Here is a 26,101-nt window from a genome sequence, read left to right as displayed (position 1 = left end):
GCCGGGTGCAGCTTACGCCGACCAGGTATCGCGCAGGGTCACGCTGCGGTTGAACACCGGCGTGGCCGCGGTATGGTCGCGGCGATCGGCGACGAAGTAGCCCGTGCGCTCGAACTGGAACGACTGCTCGGGCGTGGCGCTGGCCGCGGCCGGTTCGACATACCCGGTGACGGTGCGGCGCGAGTCCGCATTGAGGTAATCGCGGTAGGTCTTGCCGTCGGACTCGTCGTCCGGGTTCGGCACCGAGAACAGGCGGTCGTACAGACGGATCTCGGCCGGCACCGCGTGCACGGCGCTGACCCAGTGGATGGTGCCCTTGACCTTGCGGTTGGCGCCTTCCATGCCCGGGCGCGATTCCGGATCCAGCCAGCCGCGCAGCTCGGTGATGGTGCCGTCGGCGTCCTTGATCACCTCATCGCAGCGGATGATGCCGGCGCCGCGCAGGCGCACTTCGCCACCCGGCACCAGGCGCTTCCAGCCCTTGGGCGGGACCTCGGCGAAATCCTCGCGCTCGATCCACAGCTCACGTGCGAACGGCACCTCGCGGGTCCCGAACGCCTCATCCTTGGGATGGTTGGCGAAGGTCAGGGTTTCTGCGTGGCCCTCCGGCAGATTGGTCAGCACCAGCTTGACCGGATCGACCACCGCCATGCGGCGTGCGGCGGCACTGTCCAGGTCTTCGCGCAGCGCGCCTTCGAGCACGCTGAAATCGATCAGCGAGTTCTGCTTGCTGATGCCCACGCGCTCGGCGAACAGGCGCATCGCCGCCGGGGTATAGCCACGACGACGCAGGCCCTGCAGGGTCGGCATGCGCGGGTCTTCCCAGCCGTCCACCAGCTGCTCGGTGACCAGCGCCATCAGCTTGCGCTTGCTCATCACCGTGTAGTTGATGTTCAAGCGCGAGAATTCGATCTGGCGCGGCTTGGCGGCTTCACGCGGCAGGCCGCGATCGACCAGCGGCTGGGTCAGCACATCGTCGTGGGCGAAATCGACGTTGTCCACGCACCAGTCGTACAGCGGGCGGTGGTCTTCGAACTCCAGCGTGCACAGAGAATGGGTGATGCCCTCGATGGAATCGCCGAGTGCATGCGCGAAGTCGTACATCGGGTAGATCGGCCACGCACTGCCGGTGTTCTGGTGTTCGACGTGCTTGATCCGGTACAGCGCCGGGTCGCGCAGGTTGATGTTGCCGCTGGCCATGTCGATCTTGGCGCGCACGGTGCGCGCACCATCCGGGAATTCGCCCGCGCGCATGCGGCGGAACAGATCCAGGTTCTCTTCGACGCTGCGCTCGCGGAACGGCGACGGACGGCCCGGCTCGGTCAGGGTGCCGCGGTAGGCGCGCACTTCTTCGGCGGACAGGTCGCACACGTATGCCTTGCCATCGCTGATCAGCTTCTGCGCGGCCAGGTAATAGGCATCGAAATAGTCCGAGGCATGGCGCAGCTCGTTCCACTCGAAGCCCAGCCAGCGCACGTCATCCTGGATCGCGGCCACGTACTCCGGATCTTCCTTGGCCGGGTTGGTGTCGTCGAAGCGCAGGTTGCACACACCGTTGAACTCGCCGGCGATGCCGAAGTTCAGGCAGATCGACTTGGCGTGGCCGATGTGCAGGTAGCCGTTGGGCTCCGGCGGGAAGCGCGTCTTGATCGCGACATGCTTGCCGGCCGCCAGGTCCTCGCGGACGATCTGACGGATGAAATCCCGTTTTTCCTGGGCTTCCGGAAGGGCGTCGGTGGGGGCGGCGGTAGACTCGGACATGATGCGCGGTCGCAGTTAAAAGGCAGAAAGACCAACAGTTTAGCCTGTCGGGGGTGGGCTTGCCCGGCCGCGTGGGTCGGCACGCCTTCAGCCCCCGGGCGTATGCTGGCCCCATGCCCTCCGGAGCCCGCCCATGCACGTGATCTACCAGGCCGACAACCTGTTCGATGCCCATCTGGTCAAACACGCCCTGGAGGACGCCGGCATCCCTGCGTTCGTCTTCGGGGAATCGCTGCTGGGCGGGATGGGCGAGCTCCCGCTGTTCGGCGTCCTGCGCGTCTGCGTTCCCGATCTGGCCCGTCCCGAAGCGGAAGACATCGTCGCCCAACTGGACTTGGGCACGGCCCCGGACGACCCCATATTCGACGGAGACGAAAGCGCCGGCCTGTTGCCGGCCTAGGAGAACGCCATGTTGGGTATTGGAAACGGTCTGTTGGGCATCGGCGCCTTCAAGCAGCGCCTGCCGCGCCCGGAAGAAGCGTTGCCGGGCCGCGACCAGCCCCTGCCGCTGCTGCACAACCAGCATTACGTCAACAGCCATCCCCTCAAGGACAGCTTCACCGGCCTGGCGCGCATCCGCTTCGCCATGGGCTGTTTCTGGGGCGCCGAGCGCAAATTCTGGACCATCCCGGGCGTCTACTCGACCTCGGTCGGCTACGCCGGCGGCGTCACACCGAACCCCACCTACGAAGAAGTCTGCTCCGGCCTCACCGGACACACCGAAATCGTCGAGGTCGTCTACGACCCCGCCGTCGCCCCGCTCGAGCGCCTGCTCCAGGTCTTCTGGGAAAGCCACGACCCCACCCAGGGCATGCGCCAGGGCAACGACACCGGCACCCAGTACCGCTCCGCGATCCACGCCACCACCCAGGCCCAGCTCGACACTGCCCTGGCCAGCCGCGACGCCTACCAGCAGCGCCTCAACGACAGCGGCTACGGCCCGATCACCACCGACATCGCCTTCCCCGCGCCCGAGTACTACTACGCCGAGGATTACCACCAGCAGTACCTTGCCAAGAACCCCAACGGCTACTGCGGCATCGGCGGCACCGGCGTCAGCTGCCCCATCGGCGTGGACGCCTGATACCCAAGAGCCGACCAACGGTCGGCTCTACCAGGTTCGTCACCTGCGTTTCGCACCACTCCCCGACGCTCCGTGCCCCGTGCTCTCCCCAACGCACCAGCCAAGTGTCGACGGTGCGGTGTGGGTGGGTTTGCAGGACCGTTGGAGCGGCATGGATGCCGCTCACGAGCCCCCAGGGATGGGTTTACGGCGCGTCCAGCAAACGCGCCCACACCGCGCCAACCCAGACGAAAGTGAGCGGTTGCCGTTGCCGTTGCCGTCCGCGCAAAAAAACAAAAGGCCCCGCAGAGCGGGGCCTTTCGTCATCAAGCCAACCGCCAGCGCTTACAGCCGCTCGCGGATCGTCTGGCGCAACGCCTCCAGATCCTTGGCGAACGCATCGATGCCGCTCGCCAGCTTCTCCGTGGCCATCGGGTCGGCTGCCAGATCCGCCGCAAACCGCGCGCCATCGATCGGCGTCACCTGGACGGATTCCGCCGCACCGGCCACCAGCCTGCGCGGCAGCTCGCCGTGATCGGCGTCCAGCTTCTCCAGCAGGTCCGGCGAGATCGTCAGCCGATCACAGCCCGCCAGCGCCTCGATCTGCGCCGTCGAACGGAACGACGCACCCATCACCACCGTCGGCGAACCGCGGCGCTTGAACTCGGCATACACGCCGCGCACGAACACCACGCCCGGGTCCTCATCGATGCTGGCCGGCGACTGGCCATTGGCCACATACCAATCCAGGATGCGGCCGACGAACGGCGAAATCAGGAACGCGCCGGCCTCGCTGCAGGCCAGCGCCTGGGTCGGGTTGAAGATCAGCGTCAGGTTGCAGTCGATCCCCTCGGCCTGCAGCTGGCGTGCCGCTTCCACGCCTGCCCAGGTCGCCGCGATCTTGATCAGCACCTTGCTGCGCGGCACGCCGGCCGCTTCGTACATCGCGATGAACTGGCGGGCCTTGGCCACCGTCGCCGCCGTATCGTGCGCCTGGTCCGCATCGACCTCGGTCGAGACCCGGCCCGGTACCAGCGTGCTGAGCAGCGTACCCACGCCCACGGTCAGCCGATCCGCCACCGCGTGCACGATGGTCTCGCGCTCACCGCCCTGCTCGCGGCCCCAGGCCAGCGCGCTGTCGATCAGATCGGCGTACACCGGCAGATCCAGCGCCTTCTTCACCAGGGTGGGATTGGTCGTGCAGTCGACCGGCTTCAAGCGCTTGATCGCTTCGTAATCGCCGGTATCGGCAACCACCACGGACAGATCGCGCAGCTGGGAGAGTTTGGACAGCGAAACGGTGCTCATTGCAACTCCTGGGACGAATCGGTGGAACCTGCGCGACGACGCAGCAGGCGGGATCAGGCGTGGGACTGGTGATGGACGGCGGTCACCCGCAGGCGCAGCTTGCGCCCACCCGGGGCCACCCAATCCATGGTCTGGCCGATCGACAGGCCCAGCAGGGCGGTACCCACCGGTGCCAGGATCGAGACCTTGCCCTGTTCAACATCGGCCTCACGCGGATAGACCAGCGTCAGAACGTGCTTTTCGTTCTGCAGCTCATCTTCGCACTCCACGCGCGAATGCATCATGACGGTGCCCTCGGGAACCTCGTCCGGCGCCACGACGGTCGCGCGGTTGAGCTCCTCGGCCAGGGCGATCCCGGCGGGCGTCTGGCTGACAGCGGGAGACTCGAGCATGGCGTCCAGGCGGTCCATGTCGTGGCTTGAAACGATGATCGAGGGGGGCAGTCCGCTGGAAGTGGACATGGTGTAGCTCCTTGCGTTTGTGGAAGACCCATGCAAAAAGGCGGCGCCTGCTGGCACCGCCTCGTTCTATTGTGCTGACAATCGTAGACGGATGCGACCCGTCCGGCGTATCGGCCGCGTCGGCCGGTTCAGGCAGGCTCAGCCGGCGCGTGGCAACGGCGTGGCGGCGGCCACCGGGACATCGGTGGACTCCAGCGCGAACAGGCCCTGCGGCAGCCGTTTGAACTGCTGGGCCAGCTGCTCCAGGAAGCCGGTCATCGCCGAACTGCGGCGCCATGCCATCGCGATGCGGCGGCTGGGGCGGTCATCGCCGCTGAAATCCAGCAGACGGATGTTGTCCGAGCGGGGCACCGGCGGCTTGACCGAGAGCGTCGGCAGCAGGGTGATGCCCACATCGGCGGCCACCATCTGCCGCAGCGTTTCCAGGCTGGTCGCGCGGAACTCGGATTTCTCGTTGGCCCCGAACAGCCGGCACACCGCCAGCGCCTGGTCGCGCAGGCAGTGCCCGTCCTCGAGCAGCAGCAGCTTCTGCGACGACAGCTCCTGCACATCCAGGTGCTGGCGGCGCGCCAGCGGGTGCTGCTGCGAGACCGCCAGCAGGAAGGGCTCTTCGAACAGGAATTCGGCATGCAGCTGGTCATCGTCCAGCGGCAACGCCAGCAGGGCGGCGTCCAGCTTGCCCTCGCGCAGGCGGGTCAGCAGCTCGTCGCTCTTTTCCTCGACCAGCAACAGCTCCAGCTGCGGGAAGCGCTCGCGGATGTTGGGGATCACATGCGGCAGCAGGTACGGACCCAGTGTCGGGAAGATGCCGAGCCGGACGGTGCCGGCCTCGGGATCGCGACTGCGCCGCGCGGCTTCTTTCATCTGCTCCACTTCAGCCACGATCGTGCGTGCACGCGCGGCGGCCTCCACCCCGGCCGGGGTCAGCATGACTTTGCGCGGTGCGCGCTCCACCAGCGGCAGACCCAGCTCATCCTCGAGCTTGCGGATCTGGGTGGACAGGGTGGGTTGGCTGACGAAGCAGGCAGCGGCGGCCTTGCCGAAATGGCGATGGTCGGCCAGCGCCACCAGATATTTCAAATCACGTAGGTTCATTTCCTTGGACCTCTCACGGCAATGGACCGGGTGATGGCGTGGCTACCCAGCAGACAGACAAGGTTCCCGGCGAACCGGGAACCGGACGTTTCAGGCAGCTTCGGCGACAGCGCCGCTGCTCTTGGGAACGGAGGTGCGGATCAGGTGATCGAAGGCGCTCAGTGCCGCAGTGGAACCGGCGCCCATCGCGATGACGATCTGCTTGTACGGAACGGTCGTGCAATCACCTGCGGCAAAGACACCCGGCACGCTGGTCTGGCCGCGGTCGTCGATCAGGATCTCGCCACGCGGTGACAGTGCCACCGTGTCCTTCAACCATTCGGTATTCGGCAGAAGACCGATCTGCACGAAGATGCCTTCCAGTTCCACCCGGTGCGAGTCGCCCCCGATGCGGTCCTGGTAGACCAGGCCCGTCACCTTCTGGCCATCGCCCAGCACTTCCTGGGTGAGGGCGCTGGTGATGATGGTGACATTGCCCAGACTGCGCAGCTTCTTCTGCAGCACTTCATCGGCCCGCAGTTTGTCATCAAATTCCAGAAGGGTCACATGCGTCACCAGACCCGCCAGATCGATCGCCGCTTCCACGCCGGAGTTGCCCCCGCCGATCACCGCGACACGCTTGCCCTTGAACAACGGACCGTCGCAATGCGGGCAGTACGCTACGCCCTTGTTGCGGTACTGGTCTTCGCCGGGCACGTTCATCTGGCGCCAGCGTGCGCCGGTGGACAGGATCACCGAACGCGACTTCAGCGACGCGCCGTTCTCCAGCTTGATCTCCACCAGACCATCGTCGCCCGCCGGCACCAGTGCGGTGGCGCGCTGCAGGTTCATGATGTCCACCTCGTACTCGCGCACATGCTGTTCCAGCGCCGCGGCCAGCTTCGGACCTTCGGTTTCCTTGACCGAGATGAAGTTCTCGATCGCCATCGTATCCAGCACCTGGCCACCGAAACGTTCGGCCGCCACACCGGTGCGGATGCCCTTGCGCGCGGCATAGATCGCCGCGGCCGCGCCGGCCGGACCGCCGCCCACCACCAGCACGTCGAACGGTGCCTTGGTGCTGAGCTTTTCGGCATCGCGCCTGGACGCACCGGTGTCCAGCTTGGCGACGATCTGCTCGAGCGTCATGCGGCCCTGGTCGAACACTTCACCGTTGAGGTACACGGTCGGCACGGACATGATCTGGCGCGCTTCGACCTCGGCCGGGAACAGCCCGCCATCGATCGCCACGTGCTGGATGCGCGGGTTCAGCACCGCCGCCAGGTTCAGCGCCTGGACCACGTCCGGGCAGTTCTGGCAGGACAGCGAGAAGTAGGTTTCGAAGCGGTATTCGCCCTCCAGGTTGCGCACCTGCTCGATCAGCTCGGCCGTGGCCTTGGAGGGGTGGCCGCCGACCTGCAGCAGCGCCAGCACCAGCGAGGTGAACTCATGGCCCATCGGCAGGCCCGCGAACACCAGGTGGATGTCCTGGCCCGGCGTGGTCAGCGCGAACGAGGGCGTGCGCTCGCTGCTGTCGCGACGCACGTCCAGGCTGATCTGCGTCGACAGCGAGGTCAGCGTGTTCAGCAGCTCGAGCATCTCCTGCGACTTGGCGCCGTCATCCACGTGCGCCGTGATCTGGATCGGACGGGTGACACGTTCCAGATAGGTTTTCAGCTGGGACTGGAGGTTGGCATCCAACATCGAAAAACTCCTTGATTCAGGCAAGGGAACAGCGTCGACGAACCCCGCGGGTGCATCTGCGCGACATGGGGGTGAACCGAAACCGGCGCGTGGGGCACCGGCTTGGGTTCACCCCCACCCCCGGCGGGCGGGGATGGGGATGAGAAGCGGCTTAGATCTTGCCGACCAGGTCCAGCGACGGGGTCAGGGTCTTTTCGCCTTCCTTCCACTTCGCCGGGCACACCTGGTTCGGGTTGGCGGCGGTGAACTGGGCAGCCTTCAGCTTGCGCAGGGTCTCGGAGACGTCACGGGCGATCTCGTTGGAGTGGATCTCCAGGGTCTTGATCACGCCTTCCGGGTTGATGATGAAGGTGCCGCGCAGGGCCAGGCCTTCTTCCGGAATATGCACGCCGAAAGCGTTGGTCAGCTGGTGGGTCGGGTCGCCGACCAGCGGGAACTGCGCCTTGCCGACGGCCGGCGAGGTTTCGTGCCACACCTTGTGCGAGAAGTGCGTATCGGTGGTGACGATGTAGACCTCGGCACCGGCCTTCTGGAACTCGGCGTAATGATCGGCGGCGTCTTCGATTTCGGTCGGGCAGTTGAAGGTGAACGCGGCCGGCATGAAGATCAGCACGGACCAGTGACCCTTCAGGGTGGCGTCGGAGACCTTGATGAACTCGCCGTTCTGGTAGGCGTTGGCTTCGAACGGCTGGATCTGGGTGTTGATGAGCGACATCGTTGTTCCTCTTGGTGAAAGGGGGTGGGTGAAGCGACCAACACAGGTTAGCGGCTCCGTTCCCATAAGGACAATCCATTGATTGCATCTATGCGATAGCCATAGACTATCAAAAGCAGCTGATCCTGCGATGAAGGGTGGCGGCCCTAACCGTCAGAACCGTTGCAGCGCAATGACCACGCCCGAACAGGCGGCGGGCGGTGCCATAGTTTCTGCATATCCGGGGGAGCAGCAACCTGAACGGTCGCGCGGGCCGGGCGGCCGACGGCCCCGGATTTCGGACTGAATTCGATAGTGGTCACAGATCCATATATGAGTGTCGATGCGTGGATTCAATCGGTTGCCGGTCGCGGACAGCCCCGGCGCGGGGCCGGCCCCCAGGGCCCCGTGGACTACACTGCGCGCCCCACCGCTGTTCCGTCCCGCCATGACCGCCGCCCCTGACATCCGCCAGCTGCTCGCCGATGCCGCCGCCCGCCTGCCTGGCGTGGAAGGCCGGCACGAAGCGGAACTGCTGTTGCTGCACGTCCTGGAGCGCGAGCGCAGCTGGCTGTTCGCGCACGCCACCGATCCGGTCGAGCCGGCGCATGCCGCGGCGTTCGAGGCCCTGCTCGCCAAGCGCGTGGCCGGCGCGCCGGTGGCCTACCTGCTGGGCCGCCGCGGTTTCTGGACGCTGGATCTGGAGGTCAGCCCGGCCACGCTGATCCCGCGCCCGGAGACCGAGCTGCTGGTCGAGCTGGCGCTGGCCCGGTTGCCGGAGAACCGCCCGCTGCGGATCGCGGATCTGGGCACCGGCAGCGGCGCGATCGCCTTGGCGCTGGCCAGCGAACGGCCGCAGGCCACTGTCATCGCCACCGACTTCAGCGAGGCCGCATTGGCGGTCGCGGCGCGCAACGCGCAACGTCACGCGCTGGGCAACGTCAGCGTCCGGCAGGGCGCGTGGTATGCCCCGCTGGCCGGTGAGCGGTTCGATCTGATCGCGACCAACCCGCCGTATATCGCCAGCGACGACCCGCACCTGGTGCAGGGTGACCTGCGTTTCGAGCCGGCCACCGCGCTGGCCTCCGGCCTTGATGGGCTGGACGACATCCGGCTGATCATCGCCGGTGCGGCAGCGCACCTGCTTCCCGGCGGCTGGCTGCTGATCGAACACGGCTGGGACCAGGGCGAGGCGATCCGCGCGCTGCTGCGGGACGCCGGTTTCCAGTCGGTCGCCACCGAGCGCGATCTGGAACAGCGCGACCGGGTGAGCCTGGGCTGTCTGCCGGCCTGACCGCGCGCCGTCCCTGCGGTGACCCCGAGGCTAGAATGACCTGTCCACCGGGCCGCCGCGCAGCGTGATGCGGCGACTGTCATTCCACATGGAGTTCCTGTCATGCGTACGCTGTATCCCGCCATCACCCCTTACGACGTCGGCACCCTGAAGGTCGATGACCGCCACACGCTGTACTTCGAGCAGTGCGGCAATCCCGACGGCAAGCCGGTGGTGATGCTGCACGGTGGCCCGGGCGGCGGCTGCAGCGACAAAATGCGCCAGTTCCACGACCCGGCCAAGTACAGGATCATCCTGTTCGACCAGCGCGGTGCCGGCCGTTCCACGCCGCATGCGGACCTGGTCGACAACACCACCTGGGACCTGGTCGCCGATATCGAGAAGCTGCGCGAGCACCTCAAGGTGGATCGCTGGCAGGTCTTTGGCGGCAGCTGGGGCTCGACCCTGGCGCTGGCCTATGCCCAGACCCACCCGCAGCGCGTGACCGAGCTGGTCCTGCGCGGCATCTTCATGCTGCGCCGCTGGGAGCTGGAATGGTTCTACCAGGAAGGCGCCAACCGCCTGTTCCCGGATGCGTGGGAGCATTACCTCGAGCCGATCCCGGCCGTGGAGCGCCACGACCTGATCTCCGCTTTCCACCGCCGCCTGACCAGCGACGATGAAGCCACCCGCTTGGCCGCGGCCAAGGCGTGGAGCGTGTGGGAAGGCGCGACCAGCTTCCTGCACGTGGACGATGATTTCGTGAACAGCCACCAGGATCCGCAGTTCGCGTTGGCCTTCGCCCGCATCGAGAACCATTACTTCGTCAACGGCGGTTTCTTCGAGGTGGAAGAACAACTGCTGCGCGACGCGCACCGCATCGCCGATATTCCGGGCGTGATCGTGCACGGCCGCTACGACGTGGTCTGCCCGCTGCAGAGTGCGTGGGAACTGCACAAGGCGTGGCCGAAATCGACGCTGGAGATCAGCCCGGCGTCGGGTCACTCCGCGTTCGAAGCCGAGAATGTCGACGCGCTCGTGCGTGCGACGGATCGCTTCGCGGGTTGATGGTGGTGTGCCGACCAACGGTCGGCACCAACCGGGCAGCCCCGTGCGTCGCCCGGCCGATCACGACCGTTGGTCGTGATCGCCATCGCCCCGTGCACCATGCGGTAGATCACGACCGTTGGTCGTGATGCGGCGGGTTACCAATCACCGCCCAACAACGCCTCCGCCAACACCTGCAGCTTCGGCGAGGCCTGCCGCGAGGGCGGGTACACCAGCGACAGCACCCGGCTGCGCCCCTCGAACGCTTGCAGCACCCGCTGCAGCCGGCCGTCGGCGAGCGCATCGGCCACCGCGAAATCCATCACCTGCACGATGCCGATCCCGGCCAGCGCGCCTTCCACCAACGGGTCGCCGCTGTCGAACACCATCCGCGCCGGCGGGGTGAACTCGCGCAGCTGACCGTCGGCCTCGCGGAACTGCCAGTCCACCAACCGCCCGCTGCGCAGATTGCGGACCGCCAGGCAGGCGTGATCGTGCAGCGCATCGACGCTGGCCGGTTCTCCGTGCCGCGCGATATAGGCCGGCGAGGCGACCGTGACCCAGTTCAACGGCCGCAGGGGCCGCGCCACCATGCGCACATCGCTGATCGGCCCGGTGCGCAGCGCCGCATCGAAACCTTCCTCGACCAGATCGACCAGCCGGTCGTTGAGCACCAGCTCGAACTGCAGCTGGGGATGGGTGGCCATCAGCTGCCCGGCCAGCGGCACCAGCACCTTGCGCCCGAACATCGACGGCGCGGTCAGCTTCAACACGCCCGACGGCGTGGACGGCCGATCGCCCAGGCGCCGCTCGGCATCCTCCAGCCCGCTCAGCAGCGGCGCGCAATGTTCGACGAACTGGCGGCCATCCGGGGTCAGGCTGACGTTGCGGGTATTGCGGTGGAGCAGGCGCACACCGAGCGCGCTTTCCAGCCGCCCGATCGCCCGCGACAGCCCGGACTGGCTGATCCCCAGCTGGCCGGCGGCGACCGTGAAGCTGCGTGCTTCGGCCACCTGCACCAGCATGCGCACGGCGTTGAGGTCCATCGCTCCTCCGATTCATGCGGATATGCATGACAGATATCGAAGTATCCGGGTTTATTTATGCAGCGTCATCAATGAGACTGCCCACCTTTCTTACGTCCCACCGAGTCGGCATGACCTCCCCCCTGTCTCCCGCTGGCGCCCCGGCGCTGGCGTTCCCCCGCCTGGCCCTGGCCCTGCTCGCCACCGCCCAGCTGATCATCGCGCTGGATTCCACGATCATCTTCGTCGCCCTGCACGAGATGGGCGCGCAGCTGCACATCAATGCCCAGCAGCTGCAGTGGATCGTCAGCGGCTACACGGTGGCGTTCGGCGGGTGCCTGCTGCTGGGCGGCCGTGCGGCCGATCTGCTGGGGCGCCGCCGGGTCTATCGGCTGGGCATGGCACTGTTCGCGCTGGCCTCGCTGGTCGGCGGCTTCAGCAACAGCGCCTGGCTGCTGATCGCCGCCCGCGCGGTGCAGGGCATCGGCGCGGCGCTGCTGTTCCCGGCCACGCTGGCGCTGATCAACACGCTCTACGCCGAAGGCGCGCCACGCAATCGCGCGCTGGCGATCTGGTCGATGGCCAGCGCCGGCGGCCTGGCCTTGGGCACGTTGCTCGGTGGCGTGCTGACCCAGAGCTTCGGCTGGGCCTCGGTGCTGCTGGTGATCGTGCCGTTCGCCGGCGGCTGCGCGCTGCTCGGTGGCTGGTGGCTGCCGCGCGACCCCGCGCCGCTGGCCGGCCGCTCGTTCGATCTGGCCGGCTGTATGACGGTGACCGTCGGCGGCAGCCTGCTGGTGACCACGCTGGTGCAGGGCCCGGAGTGGGGCTGGCTGGCGCCACGCACGCTGATCTGCCTGGTCGTGTCGGCCGTGATGCTGGCGGCCTTCGTGCAGATCGAACGCCGCAGCCGCGACCCGCTGATGCAGTTCGCGCTGCTGCGCCTGCGCAGCCTGCGTGCGGCGATGCTGCTGACGATGCTGTTCATGAGCAGCTACGGCGTGCAGTACTACTTCCTGGCGCTGTACTACCAGGATGGCTATGGCTGGAGCGCGCTGCAGGCGGGCCTGGCGTTCCTGCCACCGACCCTGGTGTGCACGTTCGGCATCCGCATCGCCGAGCGCATGCTCGCCCGGCGTTCGCCGCGCCAGGTGCTGACGGTTGGCATGCTGGCCGGCGCGGTCGGCATCGCCGCGGTCGCCGTCGCGCTGCCCCATGGCGCGACCTACTGGGCGCTGCTACCGGGCATCGTGGTGCTCAGCCTGGGCCAGGGCATCACCTGGACCTCGATGTGGATCGTGGCCGGGCAGGGCGTGCCGGCCGCGCAGCAGGGCGTGGCCTCCGGCATGGCCGCCACGGCACAGCAGATCGGTGGCGCGCTGGGCCTGGCGCTGCTGGTAATGGTGGCCAATGCCGGTCGTGGCAGCGCGGGTGCCAGCAGTGACGCGGCCCTGCAGGGCATGATCAACGCGCAGTACGGCGCGGCGCTGTTCGCGCTGCTGGGCGTGGGCGTCGCGCTGTGGCTGCGGCCGCAGGAAGATGCCGCGACGCCGGCGCCGACGCCGGTGTGCGCGGGTGAAGGATAAGCCGATGACCGACCTTCTTGCCTTGGGCCAGGCACTTGAGGCCATCGCGGGATGCAGCAACGATCGTGACGTGTGGGACCGGTATGGCTGGGTCTACGCAACCGACGGCGACGAACGTGATGCCCGGTTCTGGTTGTCCGACCATGACGCTGAGCATGACGACCCCAGCGTTGAAGCGTTCGCCGGCCAGCATGCGCTGAGCACGTACCTGGAGGCCGCCACCTTCGCTGATGTGCTGGACGTGCAGAAGCGCCAGCGTCCGTTGTCCACGCTGGACGACTACGCGCAGGCGCTGGCGTACTACAGCGAGTACGACGCGTTCCTGCAGGTGGCGGGCATCGATGAGGCCCTGGGCGAGGCGACGGCCGAGGCACGACAGGCCGCGCGTGCGCTGGGCGTGGGGCGCGGGATTTTCGCCGCGTTCGACGTGGCGCTGGTGCAGTGCCCGGCATCGAAGGTGAAGGACGCTGCCCGCATCGTTGCAGCGGTGCTGGATGTCCCGGTGGGCCGGGCGTTGGCGTCGTGCCGTGACCTGCCTGTGGAACTCGGTCGTGACCTGGAGCGCCCGCGTGCCGCTGCCATTGCGGCGGACTTCCAGGCGGTCGGCATCACGCTGGAGATGCGGGGATACCGCGCGTTTCCGTGGATGGAGGCGCCTGCGCTGGGGTGATGTTGGGTTGCCGGCCAGCGGCCGGCACTACCGGCGCTGGTTGACAGTACGCCTTATGCCGCTGGCACTGCGACCAGCTGCGGCTGCAGGGTGGTGAAGATGCGCGCCAGGCGCTGCGCCCAGGCCTGCTGGCCGGCGGCATCGGCAATCAGGTCCTGGCGGATTTCCAGCTCCACGTGCAGCAGCCTGCGGCCTTCGCCATGCACCGGCACGGCATAGTCGCTGGTGCTGCTGACCGCGTAGGGCTGGTTGTCGCCCACCACCAGGTCGCCTTCATCGCCCAGCGCATCGAGCAGGCGATGTGCGAACCGCGTGTCGCGGTGGTACAGCACGCCGGCATGCCACGGCCGCTCGGCGTCATTCATGACAGGGGTGAAGCTGTGCATCATCACCAGCAACGTCGGCCGGGCCTGCGCCTGGCGCGTGTCCAGCTCGGCATCGATGCGCGCATGGTAGGGCGCATGGATCGCCGCGATACGCTGTTGCCGCTGCAGCGCCGACAGGCCCTGGTTGCCGGGCACCACGGTGAGGTCGCTGACCGCCGGCATCAGCGTGGGCGAGGCCAACGGCCGGTTGCAGTCGATCACCAGCCGCGAGTACGTCTGCGTGATCGCCCACGCATCCAGCAGGCGCGCCAGTTCCACGGTGACCCCTGCGATACCGATGTCCCAGCCGATGTGGCGGTCCAGTTCGGCCTGCGGCAGGCCGAGCCCGGCCAGTGACGCCGGCACCTGCTGCCCGGCATGGTCGGCGATCAGCAGGAACGGTGAGTGGCCCTGCGCCTGGTGCACGGTGAACGGCGCCGGATCGGCCGGCCCCAGCAGGGCCGTGGCGGTGTCCGGATGGGCGAACGAATCAGCCACGCGGGGTGCCGTCCAGGTGATGTTCGATCATCCACAGGCCGGCCCACAGCTTGGCATCCAGCTCGTAACCCTGGCCCATCTTCTCGACCAGCCATGCCGCGGCGCGGGCGCGCGGAATCTCGTGCACGGTGATGTCTTCGCTGGCATCGCCACCGCCCTCACCCACCTTGCGCAGGCCGGTGGCGCGCACGAAGGCGATCTTCTCGCTGCTCGCACCGGAGGAGGTCGGGCCGATCATCAGCACCTCGGCGTGCTCGGCGGTCCAGCCGGTTTCTTCCTCCAGCTCGCGCACGGCGGAAACCTCGATCGACTCGCCGGCATCGATGTCGCCGACCAGCCCGGCCGGCATCTCGATGGTCCTGGCCTGCAGCGGGATGCGGAACTGTTCGACGAACAGCACGGTGTCTGCCGGGGTGACCGCGATGATGATCGCGGCCAGGCCGCCGGCGTGGGTGCGCTCGCTGTACTCCCAGGTGCCGCGCACGACCATGCGCTGGTACTTGCCTTCAAACACAACCTTCGGGTCTTGCGTAGTAGGGCTCATGCGAACTCGCTGGCAACGGAAGAGGAATCGGACAGGCCGGCGGCGGTGAACAGGCGGCGACGGGTCAACGGCCCGAACCGCAGTGCATCGCACAGGCCCTGCAGCATCTGCGCATCGGCCACGCCGCGGCTGAAATCAACGGCGGCGCCCTCCAGCGGGGCATCCAGCGCGATGGTGGTCAGCTGGCGCCACAGCAGCGCATGCTCGCGCTGTTCGCGCAGCCGCACCGCCATCTGCGCCGCACCGCGCAGGCGCAGGAAGGGCACTTCGTCCAGGCGCTCATACAACACGTCCATGCTGCCGAAATGCGCCAACAGAACGGCGGCCGATTTGGCGCCCACGCCGGTCACGCCCGGGATGTTGTCGACCGCATCGCCGCACAGCGCCAGGTAGTCGGCGATCTGGTGCGCATGCACGCCGTGGCGGGCTTTGACACCGGCCATGCCCCAGCGCTGGTTGCGCGCGTAATCCCACTGCTCGTCATGCTCGAACAGCAGCTGCGAGAGGTCCTTGTCGGCGGAGATGATCACCCCGCGCATGCCGGCGTCGCGGCGCGCGTGCAGGGCGCTGCCGATCAGGTCGTCGGCTTCGTATTCGTGGTGGGCCAGCACCGCCAGGCCGAGCGCGGTGCACAGCGCCTTGCAGTGCGCGAACTGGCGGCGCAGCGCATCCGGCGCGGGATCGCGGTTGGCCTTGTAGGCGGCATAGATGCGGTGGCGGAAGCAGCTGTCCAGCGCTTCATCGAACGCGATGGCGATGTTCGCCGGCCGCTCGCGCTCGAGCAGGTCGAGCAGGAAGCGCGCGAAGCCGTGCACGGCATTGGTCGGCCAGCCCTGCTGGTCCTGGAACTCATCCGGCATCGAATGCCAGGCGCGGAACACGTACAGGCTGGCATCGACCAGGTACAACGGCGCACGCAGCGGCGGCGGGGCCATGCCGGGGCCGGCAGCAAGGGCGGACATCTCAGCCCTCCCAGTCCTGCAGCAGCGCGGCGGGATCCGGGCGCTCGCGCTCGGGAACCGCGGTCTTCGGCGTGCCGATGTGGATGAAGCCGGCGATCTGCTCGCCCTCGGCCAGGCCGAGGTGGGCGTGCACGGCGGGGTCGAAGGCCATCCAGGCGGTCAGCCACTGGGCGCCGAAGCCCAGCGCCTGCGCGGCCTGCAGCAGGGCGAAGCAGACGCAGCCGGCGGTCATCAGCTGTTCGGCCTCGGGCACCTTGGGGTTCGGGCGCGGGCTGGCGATGACGGTGATGACCAGCGGGGCATGGGAGAAACGCTGGCGGTCCTTGTCCAGCTGGGCCGGCGACACCTGGGGGTCGCGCTGGACGGCGCGCTCGGCGAGGAACGCGCCCAGACTGTGACGCGCATCGCCGGTGATCCGCAGGAAGCGGTAGGGCACCAGCTTGCCGTGGTCGGGTACGCGCACGGCCGAGGCCAGCATCCGCAGCAGGGTCGCCGGGTCGGGGCCGGGCTCGCCGAGTTGCTTGGCGGGGACCGAACGGCGGGCGTCCAGGGCATGCAGCGCGGGGGGAACGGACATGGGCTCTCGATCTGGCTTCACGGTGCCCTGATTATAGTCGCGACCGTTTGTGACACGGTCCTGGGTATCTCGGTGCAATTTGCGACAAAGCGTGATGAACATCACCTAATCAGCGGACTTCCTTCACGTGGCTGTACTCGCTTCCCGGGCCTGCTGCGCTTACGATACAAAGCCTGCCGGGCCACCGGTAACGAGGTTTAAAGTGTCGACTGTTTCACTGTCTCTGACCGGTCGGCCGGCCTACCATCCGAACGTGGGCGCATGGGGTGCGCCGGCGATCGTTGTTTCCATGCTGTACTCAGTGCCTGCGAGGGTGGGGAGCCTTTTCGCATGATTGCCACGCCCAATGTAGGGGGGCACCCGGGCCGTGACCCGGCGTTGTTGAAGATGGCCCGCGAGGCCGTGCTGCCGGGGTTGGTCGAGTCGTTCTCGACGGTGCTGGCGCGCTTCGATGATGTGCTGTTCGACCGTGCCGGCACCGCCGGCGCGTCGCAGTTGCTGTTCCTGGATGGCATGCGCGAACTGCGCCGCCGCCGGGAGGACATCGTGTCCGGCTTCCGCGCCCACCTGGCCCAGGCCTGGGACGCGCTGGAGCGGGGCGAGCCGCTGTCGGCCGAGGCCACCCTGGCCGGCCAGATCGAGGACGGGCTGAGCCTGGTGCCCGAACACGTGCTGGAATCCCGGCTGGCGGTGCGCAACTTCGCCACCGTGCTGCTGCGCGACTTCAAGCCGGTGCTGTCGCGGCTGGACCGCCGCCTGGGCGTGATCGCCGGCGGCCTGGAACTGCAGGCCGATACCAACCCGATCAGCCCCGAGCACCTCGGCGTGGCCATCCATGAGGCCTTCGCCGACTGTGAACTGGCCCCGGAAGTGCGGCTGGTGCTGATCAAACTGTGCGAGCGCGACCTGCAGCAGCCGATCGGCAAGCGGTACGACTATCTGGACGAACAACTGGCCGCGGCCGGCGTGATGCCGCAGATGGCCGCGCGTCGGCCTGCGCCGCGCGCACCGTCGCCGCCACAGCGCGATGACCGCGACGCCTTCGATGGGTTCGAGACCGAGGCCGGGCTGGGCGCGGCGGGCGACGAGGGGCAGGCACCGGCCTGGGCCCGTCGTTTCGCCGACCGCTGGGCCGAGAGCCGTGGCCGCCTCCAGGGTAGCGGAGGCGCGCAGGCCGCGCAGGACGCGCATGGCGAGGGCGGTGAGAGCCTTGGCGGCAACCAGGGCATGCTGCTCGATGCCCTGCATGAACTCCTGCAGCAGACCCGTCACGTGCGCGAGGACGCCACGTCGGCGGCCAGCGTCGCGGTGGGCCAGCAACGCCCGTTGAGCCAGCGCGAGATGATGTCGGTGCTCTCGCTGCTGCAGGCCACGCCGAGCGCGACCCTGCGCGCGGCGATCGGCGAGGACGGCGAATCGCTGGCGCAACGCCTGAAGAGTGAAGTGCTGTCCGGCGCGACCCGGCTCGGGGTCGATCCCGCGCAGGCGCGGCTGGACCCCCAGGACGAGGATGCGATCGACCTGGTCGGCATGCTGTTCGACGTGATGCTCGACGAGCGCGACCTGGAGGGCCGCTCGCGTGAGCTGATCGGCCGGCTGGTGGTGCCCTTCGTCAAGGTCGCCATGCTCGATCGCCGCATGTTCGTGCAGAAGACCCACCCGGCGCGCAAGCTGCTCAACTCGCTGGCCGAGGCCTGCGAAGGCAATACCGGCGAGAGCCAGGCCGAGCGCGTGCTGATGGGCAAGGTCGAGGAAATCATCGAGCGCCTGGTCGCCGAGTTCAACGAGAACCTGGCGATCTTCCTGACCCTGGAAGAAGAATTCCGCGATTTCCTGACCCAGCACCGGCGCCGGATCGAGATCGCCGAGCGGCGTGCCGCCGAAACCCAGCGCGGTCAGGAAAAGCTCGAAATGGCCCGCCAGCGCGCCAGTGCCGAACTGGACCGCCGCATCGGCGATACCACCTTGCCGCAGGCGATCGGTGAGTTCCTGCGCCAGCCGTGGCAGCACCATCTGACCCTGACCGTGCTGCGCGAAGGCGAAGACGGGGCGTCGGTCGGCGAGGCACTGAGCCTGGCCGATGGCATGCTGGAAGAAGTAGCCGAGGCGCGCCGCCATATCGTCGGCAAGCCTTGGCTGCAGGCCTGGCATCCGGCGCTGCGCAAGGTGTTTGCCAGTGTCGGCGTACATGCCGATGCGGCGACCAGCGCCATCGATGCGCTGCACGACACCCTGCAGGGCATCGCCGAATCGCGCCCCGAGCTGGAACGCGCGCTGCCCGAACTGCCGCAGGTGGCGCTGCCGTCGCCGCCGACGCAGGAATCGGCGGCGGTCGAGCTGGGCAGCAAGGTTGATGTCAGCGATTTCGACAATGCCGATGCCGACCGCTTCCGCGGCCTGGAGATCGGCACCTGGCTGGATTTCGTCGACAAGGACGGCAAGGTCCAGGCCGGCAAGCTGTCCTGGGTGAGCCCGATTTCCCAGCGCCTGCTGTTCGTCAACCGGCGCGGGGTGCGCTTCTGCGTGGCCTCGCCGGAAGAACTGGCGGTGATGGTGCGCCTGGGTCGCCTGCGGGCGCATATCGACGATGGCGCGTTCGACAGCGCCATGCAGGGCGTGATCGATCGGCTGGATACCAGGAACGCCACCGTGCATTGAGCCCCCGGGCCGCGCTGGCCCGGCGATCAGGTTACGATCAGCCCACAATCCGCTGATCGTCGGGGACAGGCATGGCTGTCGAGGTGTTGGTGGTAAAGGAACATGCGCCGGGGGAACGGCGCGTGGCGATGACGCCGGAAACGGCGCGGAAGCTGATCGCGCTCGGCGCGGGCGTGTCGTTCGAGCCAGATGCCGGGTTGGCTGCCGGCTTCCCCGATGCGGTGTATCAGGAGGTGGGTGCGCAGCCCGCCGATGACACCCGCCTGGGCCAGGCCGACATCGTGCTGTGCGTGCAGCCACCGTCCAACGACCGCCTTGCGCGGTTGAAATCCGGCGCCAGCCTGATCGGCATGCTGCACCCGCAGGCCGATGCCGAGCGGGCTGGCCTGATCCAGTCGCGCGGCCTGCAGGCGTTTCCGCTGGAACGCTTGCCGCGCACTACGCGGGCGCAATCGATGGACGTGCTCAGTTCGCAGGCCGGCATGGCCGGTTACAAAGCCACGTTGATCGCCGCCCAGCGCGCACCACGCTTCTTCCCGATGCTCACCACCGCCGCCGGCACGATCCGTCCCTCCAAGGTGCTGGTGGTCGGCGCCGGCGTGGCGGGCCTGCAGGCGATCGCCACGGCGCGTCGCTTGGGCGCGCAGGTGGAAGGCTTCGATGTGCGCCCGGAAACCCGCGAGCAGATCGAATCGCTGGGCGGCAAGTTCCTCGACCTGGGCGTCAGCGCGGTCGGCGAGGGTGGCTATGCGCGCCCGTTGACCGATGAAGAACGCGCCGAGCAGCAGCGTCGCCTCGGCGAGCATCTGCGTACGGTGGATGTGGTGATCTGCACCGCCGCAGTGCCAGGGCGGCCGGCGCCGAAGATCGTCAGCACCGCGATGGCGCGTGGCATGAAGCCGGGCAGCGTGATCATCGATCTCGCCGCGGAAACCGGCGGCAATTGCGAGGCCACGCGACCGGGCGAGGTGGTGGACCTGGACGGCGTGCTCATCGATGGCCCGCTCAACCTGGCCAGCCAGGGCGCGGTGCATGCCAGCGAGATGTACGCCCGCAACGTCTACAACTTCGTCGCCCTGTTCCTGAAAGAGGGCGCCGTCACCTTCGACTGGGACGACGAACTGCTCGCGAAAACCCGCTGGGTCGCCGCCTGAAAAAACGCTCAGCGCTTCGGCGGCGGGGCGGGGTTCGCCTTGAGCCAGGCCTTGCGTTCGTCCGGGGTCATCCGCGCCCACCGGTCGCGCAGGTCCTGGCGCTGTTCCGGGGTCATGCTGCGCATCTGACCGAACAGTGCGCGCGCCTGCTCGCGCTGCTCCGGCGTCATGTTCTCGAAACGGTGCCGGCCCCGGTGCGCCTGCGCGCGCTGTTCCGGGGTCATGCTCAGCCAGCGCTGGCCGTGCTGCAGCATGCGCTCGCGCTGCGGCGCCGGCGCGTCGTTCCAGCGGTCACGCACGGGCGCGATCAACGCCTCGCGCTGCTGCGGGCTGAGTTTGTCCCAGTCCGGCAGCGGGGCGGTCTGGGCCCAGCCGGCCGCACTCAGCGTCAGCAACACCAGCCCCAGGGGCAGTCGCAGTTTCATCATCACTCCATTGCCAGGTCGGTACTGCCCAGCCACACATACAGATCGGGATTTTCGTCGAGGACATCGCTGCCGTCATCGGCCGCGCTCGCCACGACCGCTGCCGGCGGGGCGGTCGATTCGCCGAGGAGGAAACTGTAGCCCAACGCGAGCGCGACCACCGCCGACCAGGCGGTGGCCATCCACCAGGAGGGGGCATGCCGCCTGGCCGGTGAGGCGGCATGACGCGCGCCGCGCAGCCGCGCCAGCGTAACCGGCGAGAGGGTATCCAGCGCCTGCGCATGCAGCTGCCGCAGGGCGGCATCGTCATGCATCGAAGGGGGCAGGGGGCGGTTCACAGGGCGATCTCCAGAGACTGCTGCAGCGCCTGGCGGGCGCGCGAAAGATGGGTTTTGACCGCGCCTTCGCTGCAGCCCATGGCCTTGGCCGTGGTGGCGCCGTCCAGGTCCTGCAGCACGCGCAGGGTGAAGGCCTCGCGCTGGCGGGCGGGCAGCTCCCGCAGCGCCTGGACCAGCTGCGCGTACTGGTCGCGCTGCTCGTGGGCCTGGGCCGGGCCGGGCGCGTGGTCGGCCCAGTCGATGTCATGCTCGCCGCCGGTATCGTCGCCGCTGCGCCAGAACTTCAGGCGGAAGCCACGGCGGCGCTGCAGATCCACCACGCGGCGGCGCAGGATGCTCCAGAACAGTGGCGCCCACTCGGCGGCGGGTTTGTCGCGGTAACCGAGCATCTTCAACATGCTGTCCTGCACCGCATCCAGCGCGTCGTCGCGCTGGCGCAGGCCGGCCTCGGCGAAACGGAACGCGCGCGGGCCGATCCCGGCCAGGAACGCATCCAGCGACACCGGCAGCGCCACCTCGGGCGTGGCAGGCAGGTCGGCATCCGTCGACGGTAGGGGAGAGCTCACCAGCACAGGGTAGCGTTCCGGCAGGGGGATACCGTGAGAACGCGCCAGGGCGGCTGCGGTTGACCGGCCTGCCCGATTGGTTCAGCGCATGGTTATGATGCAGGGGACGGGATGACCGCCTGGGAGAGTGACTGCAATGAGCGACGGGTTCGTGGCGTTGTACATCTTCATGCTGGCCGCCATTGCCGGCCACGTGATCATTTCACGGGTGCCGGTGATCCTGCATACCCCTTTGATGTCCGGCTCCAACTTCATCCACGGCATCGTGCTGATCGGCGCGATGGTGGTGCTGGGGCACGCACAGACCCCGCTGGAGAAGATCATCGGCTTCATCGCGGTGGTGCTCGGCGCGGGCAACGCGGCCGGCGGTTACGTAGTGACCGAACGCATGCTCGACATGTTCAAGCCCAGCGCCAAGCGCGACGCCGGGGAGAAGACGCCTTGAACGTGACCACCGCGCAACTCCTGCAGTGGCTGGTCCAGGTGAGCTATCTGGTCGCCGCGACCCTGTTCCTGCTTGGCCTGCAGCGCATGGCCTCGCCGATGACCGCGCGCAGCGGCATCCGCTGGGCCGGCCTGGGCATGCTGATCGCCACGGTGGCGACGTTCTTCCTGCCCGAGCTGCACAACATCCCGCTGATCCTGGCGGCGGTGGCGATCGGCACCGGCGTGGCGTGGTGGTCGGCCAAGCGCGTGGCGATCACCGACATGCCGCAGATGGTGGCGCTCTACAACGGCATGGGCGGTGGCTCGGCGGCGGCGATCGGCGCGGTCGAACTGCTGCGCTTCTCGTTCCTGGCCAACCGCGATACCACCCATTGGAGCGAGCAGGCGCTGGCTGATCTCGCCGCGCGCCAGCCGTCGGCCACCGTGCTTGCGCTGGCCGTGATTGGTTCGGCGATCGGCGCGGTCTCGCTGTCCGGCTCGATCATCGCCTGGGCCAAGCTCGACGGGCGCCTCGACCGCCGCGTGACCTTCCCGGGGCAGCAGGCATTCAATCTGCTGGTCGCGCTGGCGATGGTGGTGCTGGGCATCTGGGCGGCGGTCACCCTGAGCCCGGTGGCGATCATCAGCTTCTTCGTGGTCGCGCTCGCACTCGGTGTGCTGATGACGCTGCCGATCGGGGGCGCCGACATGCCGGTGGTGATCTCGCTGTACAACGCGTTCACCGGCCTGGCCGTGGCCTTCGAGGGCTACGTGCTCGGCAACGAGGCGCTGATCATCGCCGGCATGATGGTCGGCGCGGCCGGCATCCTGCTGACCCGCCTGATGGCCAAGGCGATGAACCGCCCGATCAGCGGCGTGCTGTTCTCCAACTTCGGCGGCGGCGGGGTCGCGCAGGAAATCAGCGGCGCGCAGAAGCCGATCGAGGCCAGCGATGTCGCCGCGATGCTGGCCTTCGCCGAGCGCGTGGTGATCGTGCCCGGCTACGGCATGGCCGTGGCCCAGGCACAGCACAAGGCATGGGAGCTGGCGCAGCGCCTGATCGATCGCGGCATCAAGGTGAAGTTCGCGATCCACCCGGTCGCCGGGCGCATGCCGGGCCACATGAACGTGCTGCTGGCCGAAGCGGGCGTGCCCTACGATCTGATCGCCGACATGGACGACATCAACCCGGAATTCCCGAACACCGATGTGGTGCTGGTGATCGGCGCCAATGACGTGGTCAATCCGGTCGCGCGCACGGACCCGGCCAGCCCGATCTACGGGATGCCGATCCTGGACGTGGTCAACGCCCGCAACGTGGTGGTGATCAAGCGCGGCAAGGGCACCGGCTTTGCCGGCATCGAGAATGCGCTGTTCTACGCCGACAACGCCCGGATGCTGTACGGCGATGGTGCCGGTGCGGCGAGCGCGCTGGTCAGCGAACTGAAGGCGCTCGACGGCGGGCATTGAGGCGGATGCAAGGGTCACGACCAACGGTCGTGACCTGCCGGCGTCCGTGCGCGGTCATCCGGTCATCGGTAGGCCACGACCGTTGGTCGTGGGGCGATTACCTCGCCACCCACCAGCCCACGACCAGCGCCACGCCCAGCCACAGCCATTCGACCGCGCCGTTCGCCAGGCCGCTCAGGGTCCAGGCCAGATAGGGCCCCATGCGCAACGCTGATTCCCACGGCGTGAGCCCCATCGCGCCGCCGAGGTAGGCCGAGGCGATGCCCCAGTTGGCGGCCAGCGCCACCAGCACGGTGGCCAGCAGGGTCAGCACCACCCGGGCAGCACCCGCGCGCAGGGTCCCCAGGCGCAGCATGAATGCGATCTCCAATGCCGCAATAACCGCCATCCAGCCGGCCTGGCGGCCGGTGAGCAGGGCGATGAACAACCAGGCCAGCGTGGCCGTGACGACACCAAGCAGAAACAGCGGGGGCCAGAGCCAGTGGCGGCTCCGGACAGGCACGGACGTGGGCGACATGCAATCTTCCTGTAAGTCCGGACAGGATACCGGCTTGCGGGGTGACCGGCGCATGGGCGGCCACTGGGCTAAAATGGTCGCCTTGCGGGAATTGGCCGCGACCCCCATATCGATCCACATGTATTCCCGTAGCAGTGAACCTGTCCACTTCGAACGCGACTGCGAGGCCGTCATGGTCCCGCAGGGCGAAACGGTCACGCTGCCGGCTGGCAGCTATGGCTATATCACCCAGGCCCTGGGTGGCAGCTATACCGTCTTTGTCGAAGGCAATCTGTTCCGCATCGCCGGCAAGGATGGCGATGCCATCGGCAAGGAAGCGCCCCCGGCGCTGGAACTGCCCGCCGATGCCTCCGACGAGGAGGTCGAAAAACTGGTGTGGCAGCAGCTGCGCACCTGCTTCGACCCGGAGATCCCCTTCAATATCGTCGATCTGGGTCTGGTCTATGAAGTGGACCTCAAGCACCTGGACGACGGCCAGCGCGAGGTCGACATCAAGATGACCCTGACCGCGCCCGGCTGCGGCATGGGCGAGATACTGGTCGATGATGTGCGCAGCAAGCTGGAAATGATCCCGACGGTGGCCGAGGCCGACGTCGAGCTGGTGTTCGACCCGCCGTGGGGCCGCCACATGATGTCCGAGGCCGCCCGGCTCGAAACCGGCATGCTGTAACCGCCCATCGCCAGCCGGCGTCACGGCGTTCCCCGTAACCAGAACAGGAAATATCCGGTGTCCCAGTCTTCCGTGAGCTTCAACACCACCCGTTCCGCCCAGCCGCGCAGCAGCGAGGAGCGTGAGCGCATCCTGGCCGCCCCCGGTTTTGGTCTGCACTTCACCGATCACATGGTGGAAGTGCGCTGGGACAAGGACACCGGCTGGCACGATGCGGTGGTGCGCCCGTATGGCCCGCTGCAGCTGGACCCGGCCGCCGCGGTGCTGCATTACGGCCAGGAAATCTTCGAAGGCATCAAGGCCTACCGCCACGCCGACGGTTCGATCTGGACCTTCCGCCCGGAGGCCAACGGCCGCCGCCTGCAGCGTTCGGCGCAGCGCCTGGCGCTGCCGGAACTGCCGGTCGACATCTTCGTCGAATCGCTCAAGCAGATGATTGCGGTGGACGCCAGCTGGGTGCCGTCGGCCGACGAATCCAGCCTGTATTTCCGTCCGTTCATGATCGGCGATGAAGCCTTCCTCGGCGTGCGCGGCGCGCACAAGGCCGGCTACTACGTGATCGCCAGCCCGGCCGGCCCGTACTTCGCCAAGGGCGTGGCCCCGGTGTCGATCTGGCTGTCCACCGAATATGCACGCGCGGGCAAGGGCGGCACCGGCGCGGCCAAGTGCGGTGGCAACTACGCCGCCTCGCTGCTGCCACAGCAGAAGGCGCAGGCGCAGGGCTGCTCGCAGGTGCTGTTCCTGGATCCGGTCGAGGGCAAGTACCTGGAAGAACTGGGTGGCATGAACGTGTTCCTGGTCTACAAGGACGGCACCCTGGTGACCCCGTCGCTGTCGGGCAGCATCCTGGAAGGCATCACCCGCGAGAGCATCCTGCAGCTGGCGCGCGACCGCGGCATGAAGGTCGAAGAGCGCAAGGTCACCCTTGATGAGTGGAAGGACGGCGTGACCTCCGGTGAGATCGTGGAAGCGTTCGCCTGCGGCACCGCTGCGGTGGTCACCCCGATCGGCCAGCTCAAGGGCGAAGGCTTCTCGGTGGGCGACATCAACGCCCCGGCCGGCGAAGTGACGATGTCGCTGCGCAAGGAACTGACCGACATCCAGTACGGCCGCCTGCCGGACCGTCATGGCTGGCTAGTCCGCCTGGACGCCTGAGTCCTCGGGGTCTGAGCTGAAGCATCGAAACCCGCCTGGCGACAGGCGGGTTTTTTGTTGCCCGTTCGAAATCGGTAGTGCCGGCCGCTGGCCGGCTCTGCAGGAGTCCGTGG

At 67.9% G+C, this 26,101-nt stretch carries 27 protein-coding genes; 12 read left to right on the top strand and 15 right to left on the bottom strand.

The window, feature by feature from the left end; all coding sequences use genetic code 11:
• Window positions 1-12: 12 nt before the first annotated feature.
• Complete coding sequence (locus tag ABE434_RS06540) at window positions 13-1,761, bottom strand: glutamine--tRNA ligase/YqeY domain fusion protein (protein ID WP_346478250.1); 1,749 nt, start codon at window positions 1,759-1,761, stop codon at window positions 13-15.
• Window positions 1,762-1,894: 133 nt separating this feature from the next.
• Here ABE434_RS06540 and ABE434_RS06535 point away from each other — a divergent pair, with 133 nt between their 5' ends.
• Complete coding sequence (locus tag ABE434_RS06535) at window positions 1,895-2,161, top strand: DUF2007 domain-containing protein (RefSeq protein ID WP_176990334.1); 267 nt, start codon at window positions 1,895-1,897, stop codon at window positions 2,159-2,161.
• 30 nt (window positions 2,162-2,191) lie between these two features.
• Window positions 2,192-2,845, top strand: coding sequence for a peptide-methionine (S)-S-oxide reductase MsrA (msrA, locus tag ABE434_RS06530; protein WP_346478382.1), 654 nt, complete (start codon window positions 2,192-2,194; stop codon window positions 2,843-2,845).
• A gap of 324 nt (window positions 2,846-3,169) precedes the next feature.
• Here the strand turns inward: msrA and ABE434_RS06525 are convergent, their stop codons facing one another.
• From ABE434_RS06525 to ahpC, 5 genes are all read right to left on the bottom strand, one after another.
• Window positions 3,170-4,132, bottom strand: coding sequence for a transaldolase (locus tag ABE434_RS06525; RefSeq protein WP_346478249.1), 963 nt, complete (start codon window positions 4,130-4,132; stop codon window positions 3,170-3,172).
• Between the two features lie 53 nt (window positions 4,133-4,185).
• Complete coding sequence (gene rnk, locus ABE434_RS06520; RefSeq protein WP_346478248.1) at window positions 4,186-4,593, bottom strand: nucleoside diphosphate kinase regulator; 408 nt, start codon at window positions 4,591-4,593, stop codon at window positions 4,186-4,188.
• A 138-nt stretch (window positions 4,594-4,731) separates the two neighbouring features.
• On the bottom strand, window positions 4,732-5,688 hold the full coding sequence (oxyR, locus tag ABE434_RS06515; RefSeq protein ID WP_346478247.1) for a DNA-binding transcriptional regulator OxyR: 957 nt from the start codon (window positions 5,686-5,688) through the stop codon (window positions 4,732-4,734).
• Between the two features lie 90 nt (window positions 5,689-5,778).
• A complete protein-coding gene (gene ahpF / locus ABE434_RS06510; RefSeq protein WP_346478246.1) occupies window positions 5,779-7,371 on the bottom strand; it encodes an alkyl hydroperoxide reductase subunit F in 1,593 nt (530 codons plus the stop codon).
• 151 nt (window positions 7,372-7,522) lie between these two features.
• On the bottom strand, window positions 7,523-8,086 hold the full coding sequence (gene ahpC / locus ABE434_RS06505) for an alkyl hydroperoxide reductase subunit C (protein WP_176990330.1): 564 nt from the start codon (window positions 8,084-8,086) through the stop codon (window positions 7,523-7,525).
• A 427-nt stretch (window positions 8,087-8,513) separates the two neighbouring features.
• Here ahpC and prmC point away from each other — a divergent pair, with 427 nt between their 5' ends.
• Both prmC and pip read left to right on the top strand, forming a co-directional pair.
• Window positions 8,514-9,359, top strand: a complete 846-nt coding sequence (gene prmC, locus ABE434_RS06500; RefSeq protein ID WP_346478245.1) for a peptide chain release factor N(5)-glutamine methyltransferase — start codon at window positions 8,514-8,516, stop codon at window positions 9,357-9,359.
• Window positions 9,360-9,461: 102 nt separating this feature from the next.
• The gene (gene pip / locus ABE434_RS06495; RefSeq protein WP_346478244.1) at window positions 9,462-10,406 is read left to right on the top strand and encodes a prolyl aminopeptidase; all 945 of its coding nucleotides are present in this window, start codon (window positions 9,462-9,464) and stop codon (window positions 10,404-10,406) included.
• A gap of 137 nt (window positions 10,407-10,543) precedes the next feature.
• Here pip and ABE434_RS06490 read toward each other — a convergent pair whose 3' ends face one another.
• A complete protein-coding gene (locus ABE434_RS06490; protein ID WP_346478243.1) occupies window positions 10,544-11,431 on the bottom strand; it encodes a LysR family transcriptional regulator in 888 nt (295 codons plus the stop codon).
• 110 nt (window positions 11,432-11,541) lie between these two features.
• Between ABE434_RS06490 and ABE434_RS06485 the strand changes: the two genes are divergently transcribed.
• Entirely contained in the window at window positions 11,542-12,993 is a 1,452-nt protein-coding gene (locus ABE434_RS06485; RefSeq protein ID WP_346478242.1) for an MFS transporter, read from the top strand.
• A 4-nt stretch (window positions 12,994-12,997) separates the two neighbouring features.
• Window positions 12,998-13,663 carry a hypothetical protein gene (locus ABE434_RS06480; RefSeq protein ID WP_346478241.1) on the top strand — a complete coding sequence of 222 codons (666 nt, stop codon included), beginning with the start codon at window positions 12,998-13,000 and terminating at the stop codon, window positions 13,661-13,663.
• A gap of 53 nt (window positions 13,664-13,716) precedes the next feature.
• On the opposite strand, the gene ABE434_RS06475 is transcribed toward ABE434_RS06480, so the two are convergent.
• Genes ABE434_RS06475 through ABE434_RS06460 form a run of 4 tightly spaced genes read right to left on the bottom strand, consistent with a single transcriptional unit; the run spans window position 13,717 to window position 16,609 of the window.
• On the bottom strand, window positions 13,717-14,526 hold the full coding sequence (locus ABE434_RS06475) for an N-formylglutamate amidohydrolase (protein ID WP_346478240.1): 810 nt from the start codon (window positions 14,524-14,526) through the stop codon (window positions 13,717-13,719).
• Window positions 14,519-15,070, bottom strand: a complete 552-nt coding sequence (locus ABE434_RS06470) for an NUDIX hydrolase (protein WP_346478239.1) — start codon at window positions 15,068-15,070, stop codon at window positions 14,519-14,521. The genes ABE434_RS06475 and ABE434_RS06470 overlap by 8 nt, the downstream gene beginning before the upstream one ends.
• Window positions 15,067-16,005, bottom strand: a complete 939-nt coding sequence (locus ABE434_RS06465) for a 5'-3' exonuclease H3TH domain-containing protein (protein ID WP_179460999.1) — start codon at window positions 16,003-16,005, stop codon at window positions 15,067-15,069. Before ABE434_RS06465 ends, ABE434_RS06470 begins: the two co-directional genes overlap by 4 nt.
• A 28-nt stretch (window positions 16,006-16,033) precedes the next feature.
• Entirely contained in the window at window positions 16,034-16,609 is a 576-nt protein-coding gene (locus ABE434_RS06460; RefSeq protein ID WP_176990322.1) for a nitroreductase, read from the bottom strand.
• Window positions 16,610-16,939: 330 nt separating this feature from the next.
• On the opposite strand from ABE434_RS06460, the gene ABE434_RS06455 reads away from it, so the two are divergent.
• Window positions 16,940-19,267 (top strand): DUF1631 domain-containing protein, encoded by a 2,328-nt coding sequence (locus tag ABE434_RS06455; RefSeq protein ID WP_346478238.1) that lies wholly within the window; start codon window positions 16,940-16,942, stop codon window positions 19,265-19,267.
• A 71-nt stretch (window positions 19,268-19,338) separates the two neighbouring features.
• The gene (locus ABE434_RS06450; protein WP_346478237.1) at window positions 19,339-20,421 is read left to right on the top strand and encodes an NAD(P) transhydrogenase subunit alpha; all 1,083 of its coding nucleotides are present in this window, start codon (window positions 19,339-19,341) and stop codon (window positions 20,419-20,421) included.
• Window positions 20,422-20,429: 8 nt separating this feature from the next.
• Here the strand turns inward: ABE434_RS06450 and ABE434_RS06445 are convergent, their stop codons facing one another.
• From ABE434_RS06445 to ABE434_RS06435, 3 genes are read right to left on the bottom strand one after another with little or no spacing between them, the layout of a single operon-like run.
• A complete protein-coding gene (locus tag ABE434_RS06445) occupies window positions 20,430-20,849 on the bottom strand; it encodes a DUF3106 domain-containing protein (RefSeq protein WP_346478236.1) in 420 nt (139 codons plus the stop codon).
• Window positions 20,849-21,160 (bottom strand): hypothetical protein, encoded by a 312-nt coding sequence (locus tag ABE434_RS06440; protein WP_346478381.1) that lies wholly within the window; start codon window positions 21,158-21,160, stop codon window positions 20,849-20,851. The genes ABE434_RS06445 and ABE434_RS06440 overlap by 1 nt, the downstream gene beginning before the upstream one ends.
• 20 nt (window positions 21,161-21,180) lie before the next feature.
• Window positions 21,181-21,756 carry an RNA polymerase sigma factor gene (locus ABE434_RS06435; RefSeq protein ID WP_346478235.1) on the bottom strand — a complete coding sequence of 192 codons (576 nt, stop codon included), beginning with the start codon at window positions 21,754-21,756 and terminating at the stop codon, window positions 21,181-21,183.
• Between the two features lie 130 nt (window positions 21,757-21,886).
• Here ABE434_RS06435 and ABE434_RS06430 point away from each other — a divergent pair, with 130 nt between their 5' ends.
• On the top strand, window positions 21,887-22,195 hold the full coding sequence (locus ABE434_RS06430; protein ID WP_121044596.1) for an NAD(P) transhydrogenase subunit alpha: 309 nt from the start codon (window positions 21,887-21,889) through the stop codon (window positions 22,193-22,195).
• Window positions 22,192-23,646 (top strand): NAD(P)(+) transhydrogenase (Re/Si-specific) subunit beta, encoded by a 1,455-nt coding sequence (locus ABE434_RS06425; RefSeq protein ID WP_346478234.1) that lies wholly within the window; start codon window positions 22,192-22,194, stop codon window positions 23,644-23,646. Before ABE434_RS06430 ends, ABE434_RS06425 begins: the two co-directional genes overlap by 4 nt.
• Window positions 23,647-23,743: 97 nt before the next feature.
• Here ABE434_RS06425 and ABE434_RS06420 read toward each other — a convergent pair whose 3' ends face one another.
• A complete protein-coding gene (locus ABE434_RS06420) occupies window positions 23,744-24,163 on the bottom strand; it encodes a hypothetical protein (protein WP_346478233.1) in 420 nt (139 codons plus the stop codon).
• Window positions 24,164-24,281: 118 nt separating this feature from the next.
• Between ABE434_RS06420 and sufT the strand changes: the two genes are divergently transcribed.
• Together sufT and ABE434_RS06410 are read left to right on the top strand one after the other, a co-directional pair.
• A complete protein-coding gene (gene sufT / locus ABE434_RS06415; protein ID WP_019182393.1) occupies window positions 24,282-24,833 on the top strand; it encodes a putative Fe-S cluster assembly protein SufT in 552 nt (183 codons plus the stop codon).
• A 57-nt stretch (window positions 24,834-24,890) separates the two neighbouring features.
• On the top strand, window positions 24,891-25,988 hold the full coding sequence (locus ABE434_RS06410) for a branched-chain amino acid aminotransferase (protein ID WP_346478232.1): 1,098 nt from the start codon (window positions 24,891-24,893) through the stop codon (window positions 25,986-25,988).
• Window positions 25,989-26,101 lie beyond the last annotated feature (113 nt).

Origin of the sequence: Stenotrophomonas sp. TWI1183 (assembly GCF_039673115.1) — a bacterium.
Lineage (GTDB): Bacteria > Pseudomonadota > Gammaproteobacteria > Xanthomonadales > Xanthomonadaceae > Stenotrophomonas > Stenotrophomonas maltophilia_AA.
Note: the sequence above shows the minus strand (reverse complement) of the source record. Positions and strands in the feature narration are given on the sequence as shown.

What these genes read in the sequence shown, in the direction of transcription:
- pip (WP_346478244.1), top strand. Translation starts at nt 9,462, where the DNA reads ATGCGTACGCTGTATCCCGCCATCACCCCTTACGACGTCGGCACCCTG.
- ABE434_RS06470 (WP_346478239.1), bottom strand. Translation starts at nt 15,070, where the DNA reads ATGAGCCCTACTACGCAAGACCCGAAGGTTGTGTTTGAAGGCAAGTAC.
- ABE434_RS06430 (WP_121044596.1), top strand. Translation starts at nt 21,887, where the DNA reads ATGAGCGACGGGTTCGTGGCGTTGTACATCTTCATGCTGGCCGCCATT.
- ABE434_RS06440 (WP_346478381.1), bottom strand. Translation starts at nt 21,160, where the DNA reads ATGCATGACGATGCCGCCCTGCGGCAGCTGCATGCGCAGGCGCTGGAT.
- ABE434_RS06465 (WP_179460999.1), bottom strand. Translation starts at nt 16,005, where the DNA reads ATGGCCCCGCCGCCGCTGCGTGCGCCGTTGTACCTGGTCGATGCCAGC.
- ABE434_RS06455 (WP_346478238.1), top strand. Translation starts at nt 16,940, where the DNA reads ATGATTGCCACGCCCAATGTAGGGGGGCACCCGGGCCGTGACCCGGCG.
- sufT (WP_019182393.1), top strand. Translation starts at nt 24,282, where the DNA reads ATGTATTCCCGTAGCAGTGAACCTGTCCACTTCGAACGCGACTGCGAG.
- ABE434_RS06485 (WP_346478242.1), top strand. Translation starts at nt 11,542, where the DNA reads ATGACCTCCCCCCTGTCTCCCGCTGGCGCCCCGGCGCTGGCGTTCCCC.
- rnk (WP_346478248.1), bottom strand. Translation starts at nt 4,593, where the DNA reads ATGTCCACTTCCAGCGGACTGCCCCCCTCGATCATCGTTTCAAGCCAC.
- ABE434_RS06525 (WP_346478249.1), bottom strand. Translation starts at nt 4,132, where the DNA reads ATGAGCACCGTTTCGCTGTCCAAACTCTCCCAGCTGCGCGATCTGTCC.
- oxyR (WP_346478247.1), bottom strand. Translation starts at nt 5,688, where the DNA reads ATGAACCTACGTGATTTGAAATATCTGGTGGCGCTGGCCGACCATCGC.
- ahpC (WP_176990330.1), bottom strand. Translation starts at nt 8,086, where the DNA reads ATGTCGCTCATCAACACCCAGATCCAGCCGTTCGAAGCCAACGCCTAC.
- ABE434_RS06450 (WP_346478237.1), top strand. Translation starts at nt 19,339, where the DNA reads ATGGCTGTCGAGGTGTTGGTGGTAAAGGAACATGCGCCGGGGGAACGG.
- ahpF (WP_346478246.1), bottom strand. Translation starts at nt 7,371, where the DNA reads ATGTTGGATGCCAACCTCCAGTCCCAGCTGAAAACCTATCTGGAACGT.
- ABE434_RS06490 (WP_346478243.1), bottom strand. Translation starts at nt 11,431, where the DNA reads ATGGACCTCAACGCCGTGCGCATGCTGGTGCAGGTGGCCGAAGCACGC.
- ABE434_RS06420 (WP_346478233.1), bottom strand. Translation starts at nt 24,163, where the DNA reads ATGTCGCCCACGTCCGTGCCTGTCCGGAGCCGCCACTGGCTCTGGCCC.
- ABE434_RS06460 (WP_176990322.1), bottom strand. Translation starts at nt 16,609, where the DNA reads ATGTCCGTTCCCCCCGCGCTGCATGCCCTGGACGCCCGCCGTTCGGTC.
- ABE434_RS06535 (WP_176990334.1), top strand. Translation starts at nt 1,895, where the DNA reads ATGCACGTGATCTACCAGGCCGACAACCTGTTCGATGCCCATCTGGTC.
- prmC (WP_346478245.1), top strand. Translation starts at nt 8,514, where the DNA reads ATGACCGCCGCCCCTGACATCCGCCAGCTGCTCGCCGATGCCGCCGCC.
- ABE434_RS06480 (WP_346478241.1), top strand. Translation starts at nt 12,998, where the DNA reads ATGACCGACCTTCTTGCCTTGGGCCAGGCACTTGAGGCCATCGCGGGA.
- ABE434_RS06540 (WP_346478250.1), bottom strand. Translation starts at nt 1,761, where the DNA reads ATGTCCGAGTCTACCGCCGCCCCCACCGACGCCCTTCCGGAAGCCCAG.
- ABE434_RS06445 (WP_346478236.1), bottom strand. Translation starts at nt 20,849, where the DNA reads ATGATGAAACTGCGACTGCCCCTGGGGCTGGTGTTGCTGACGCTGAGT.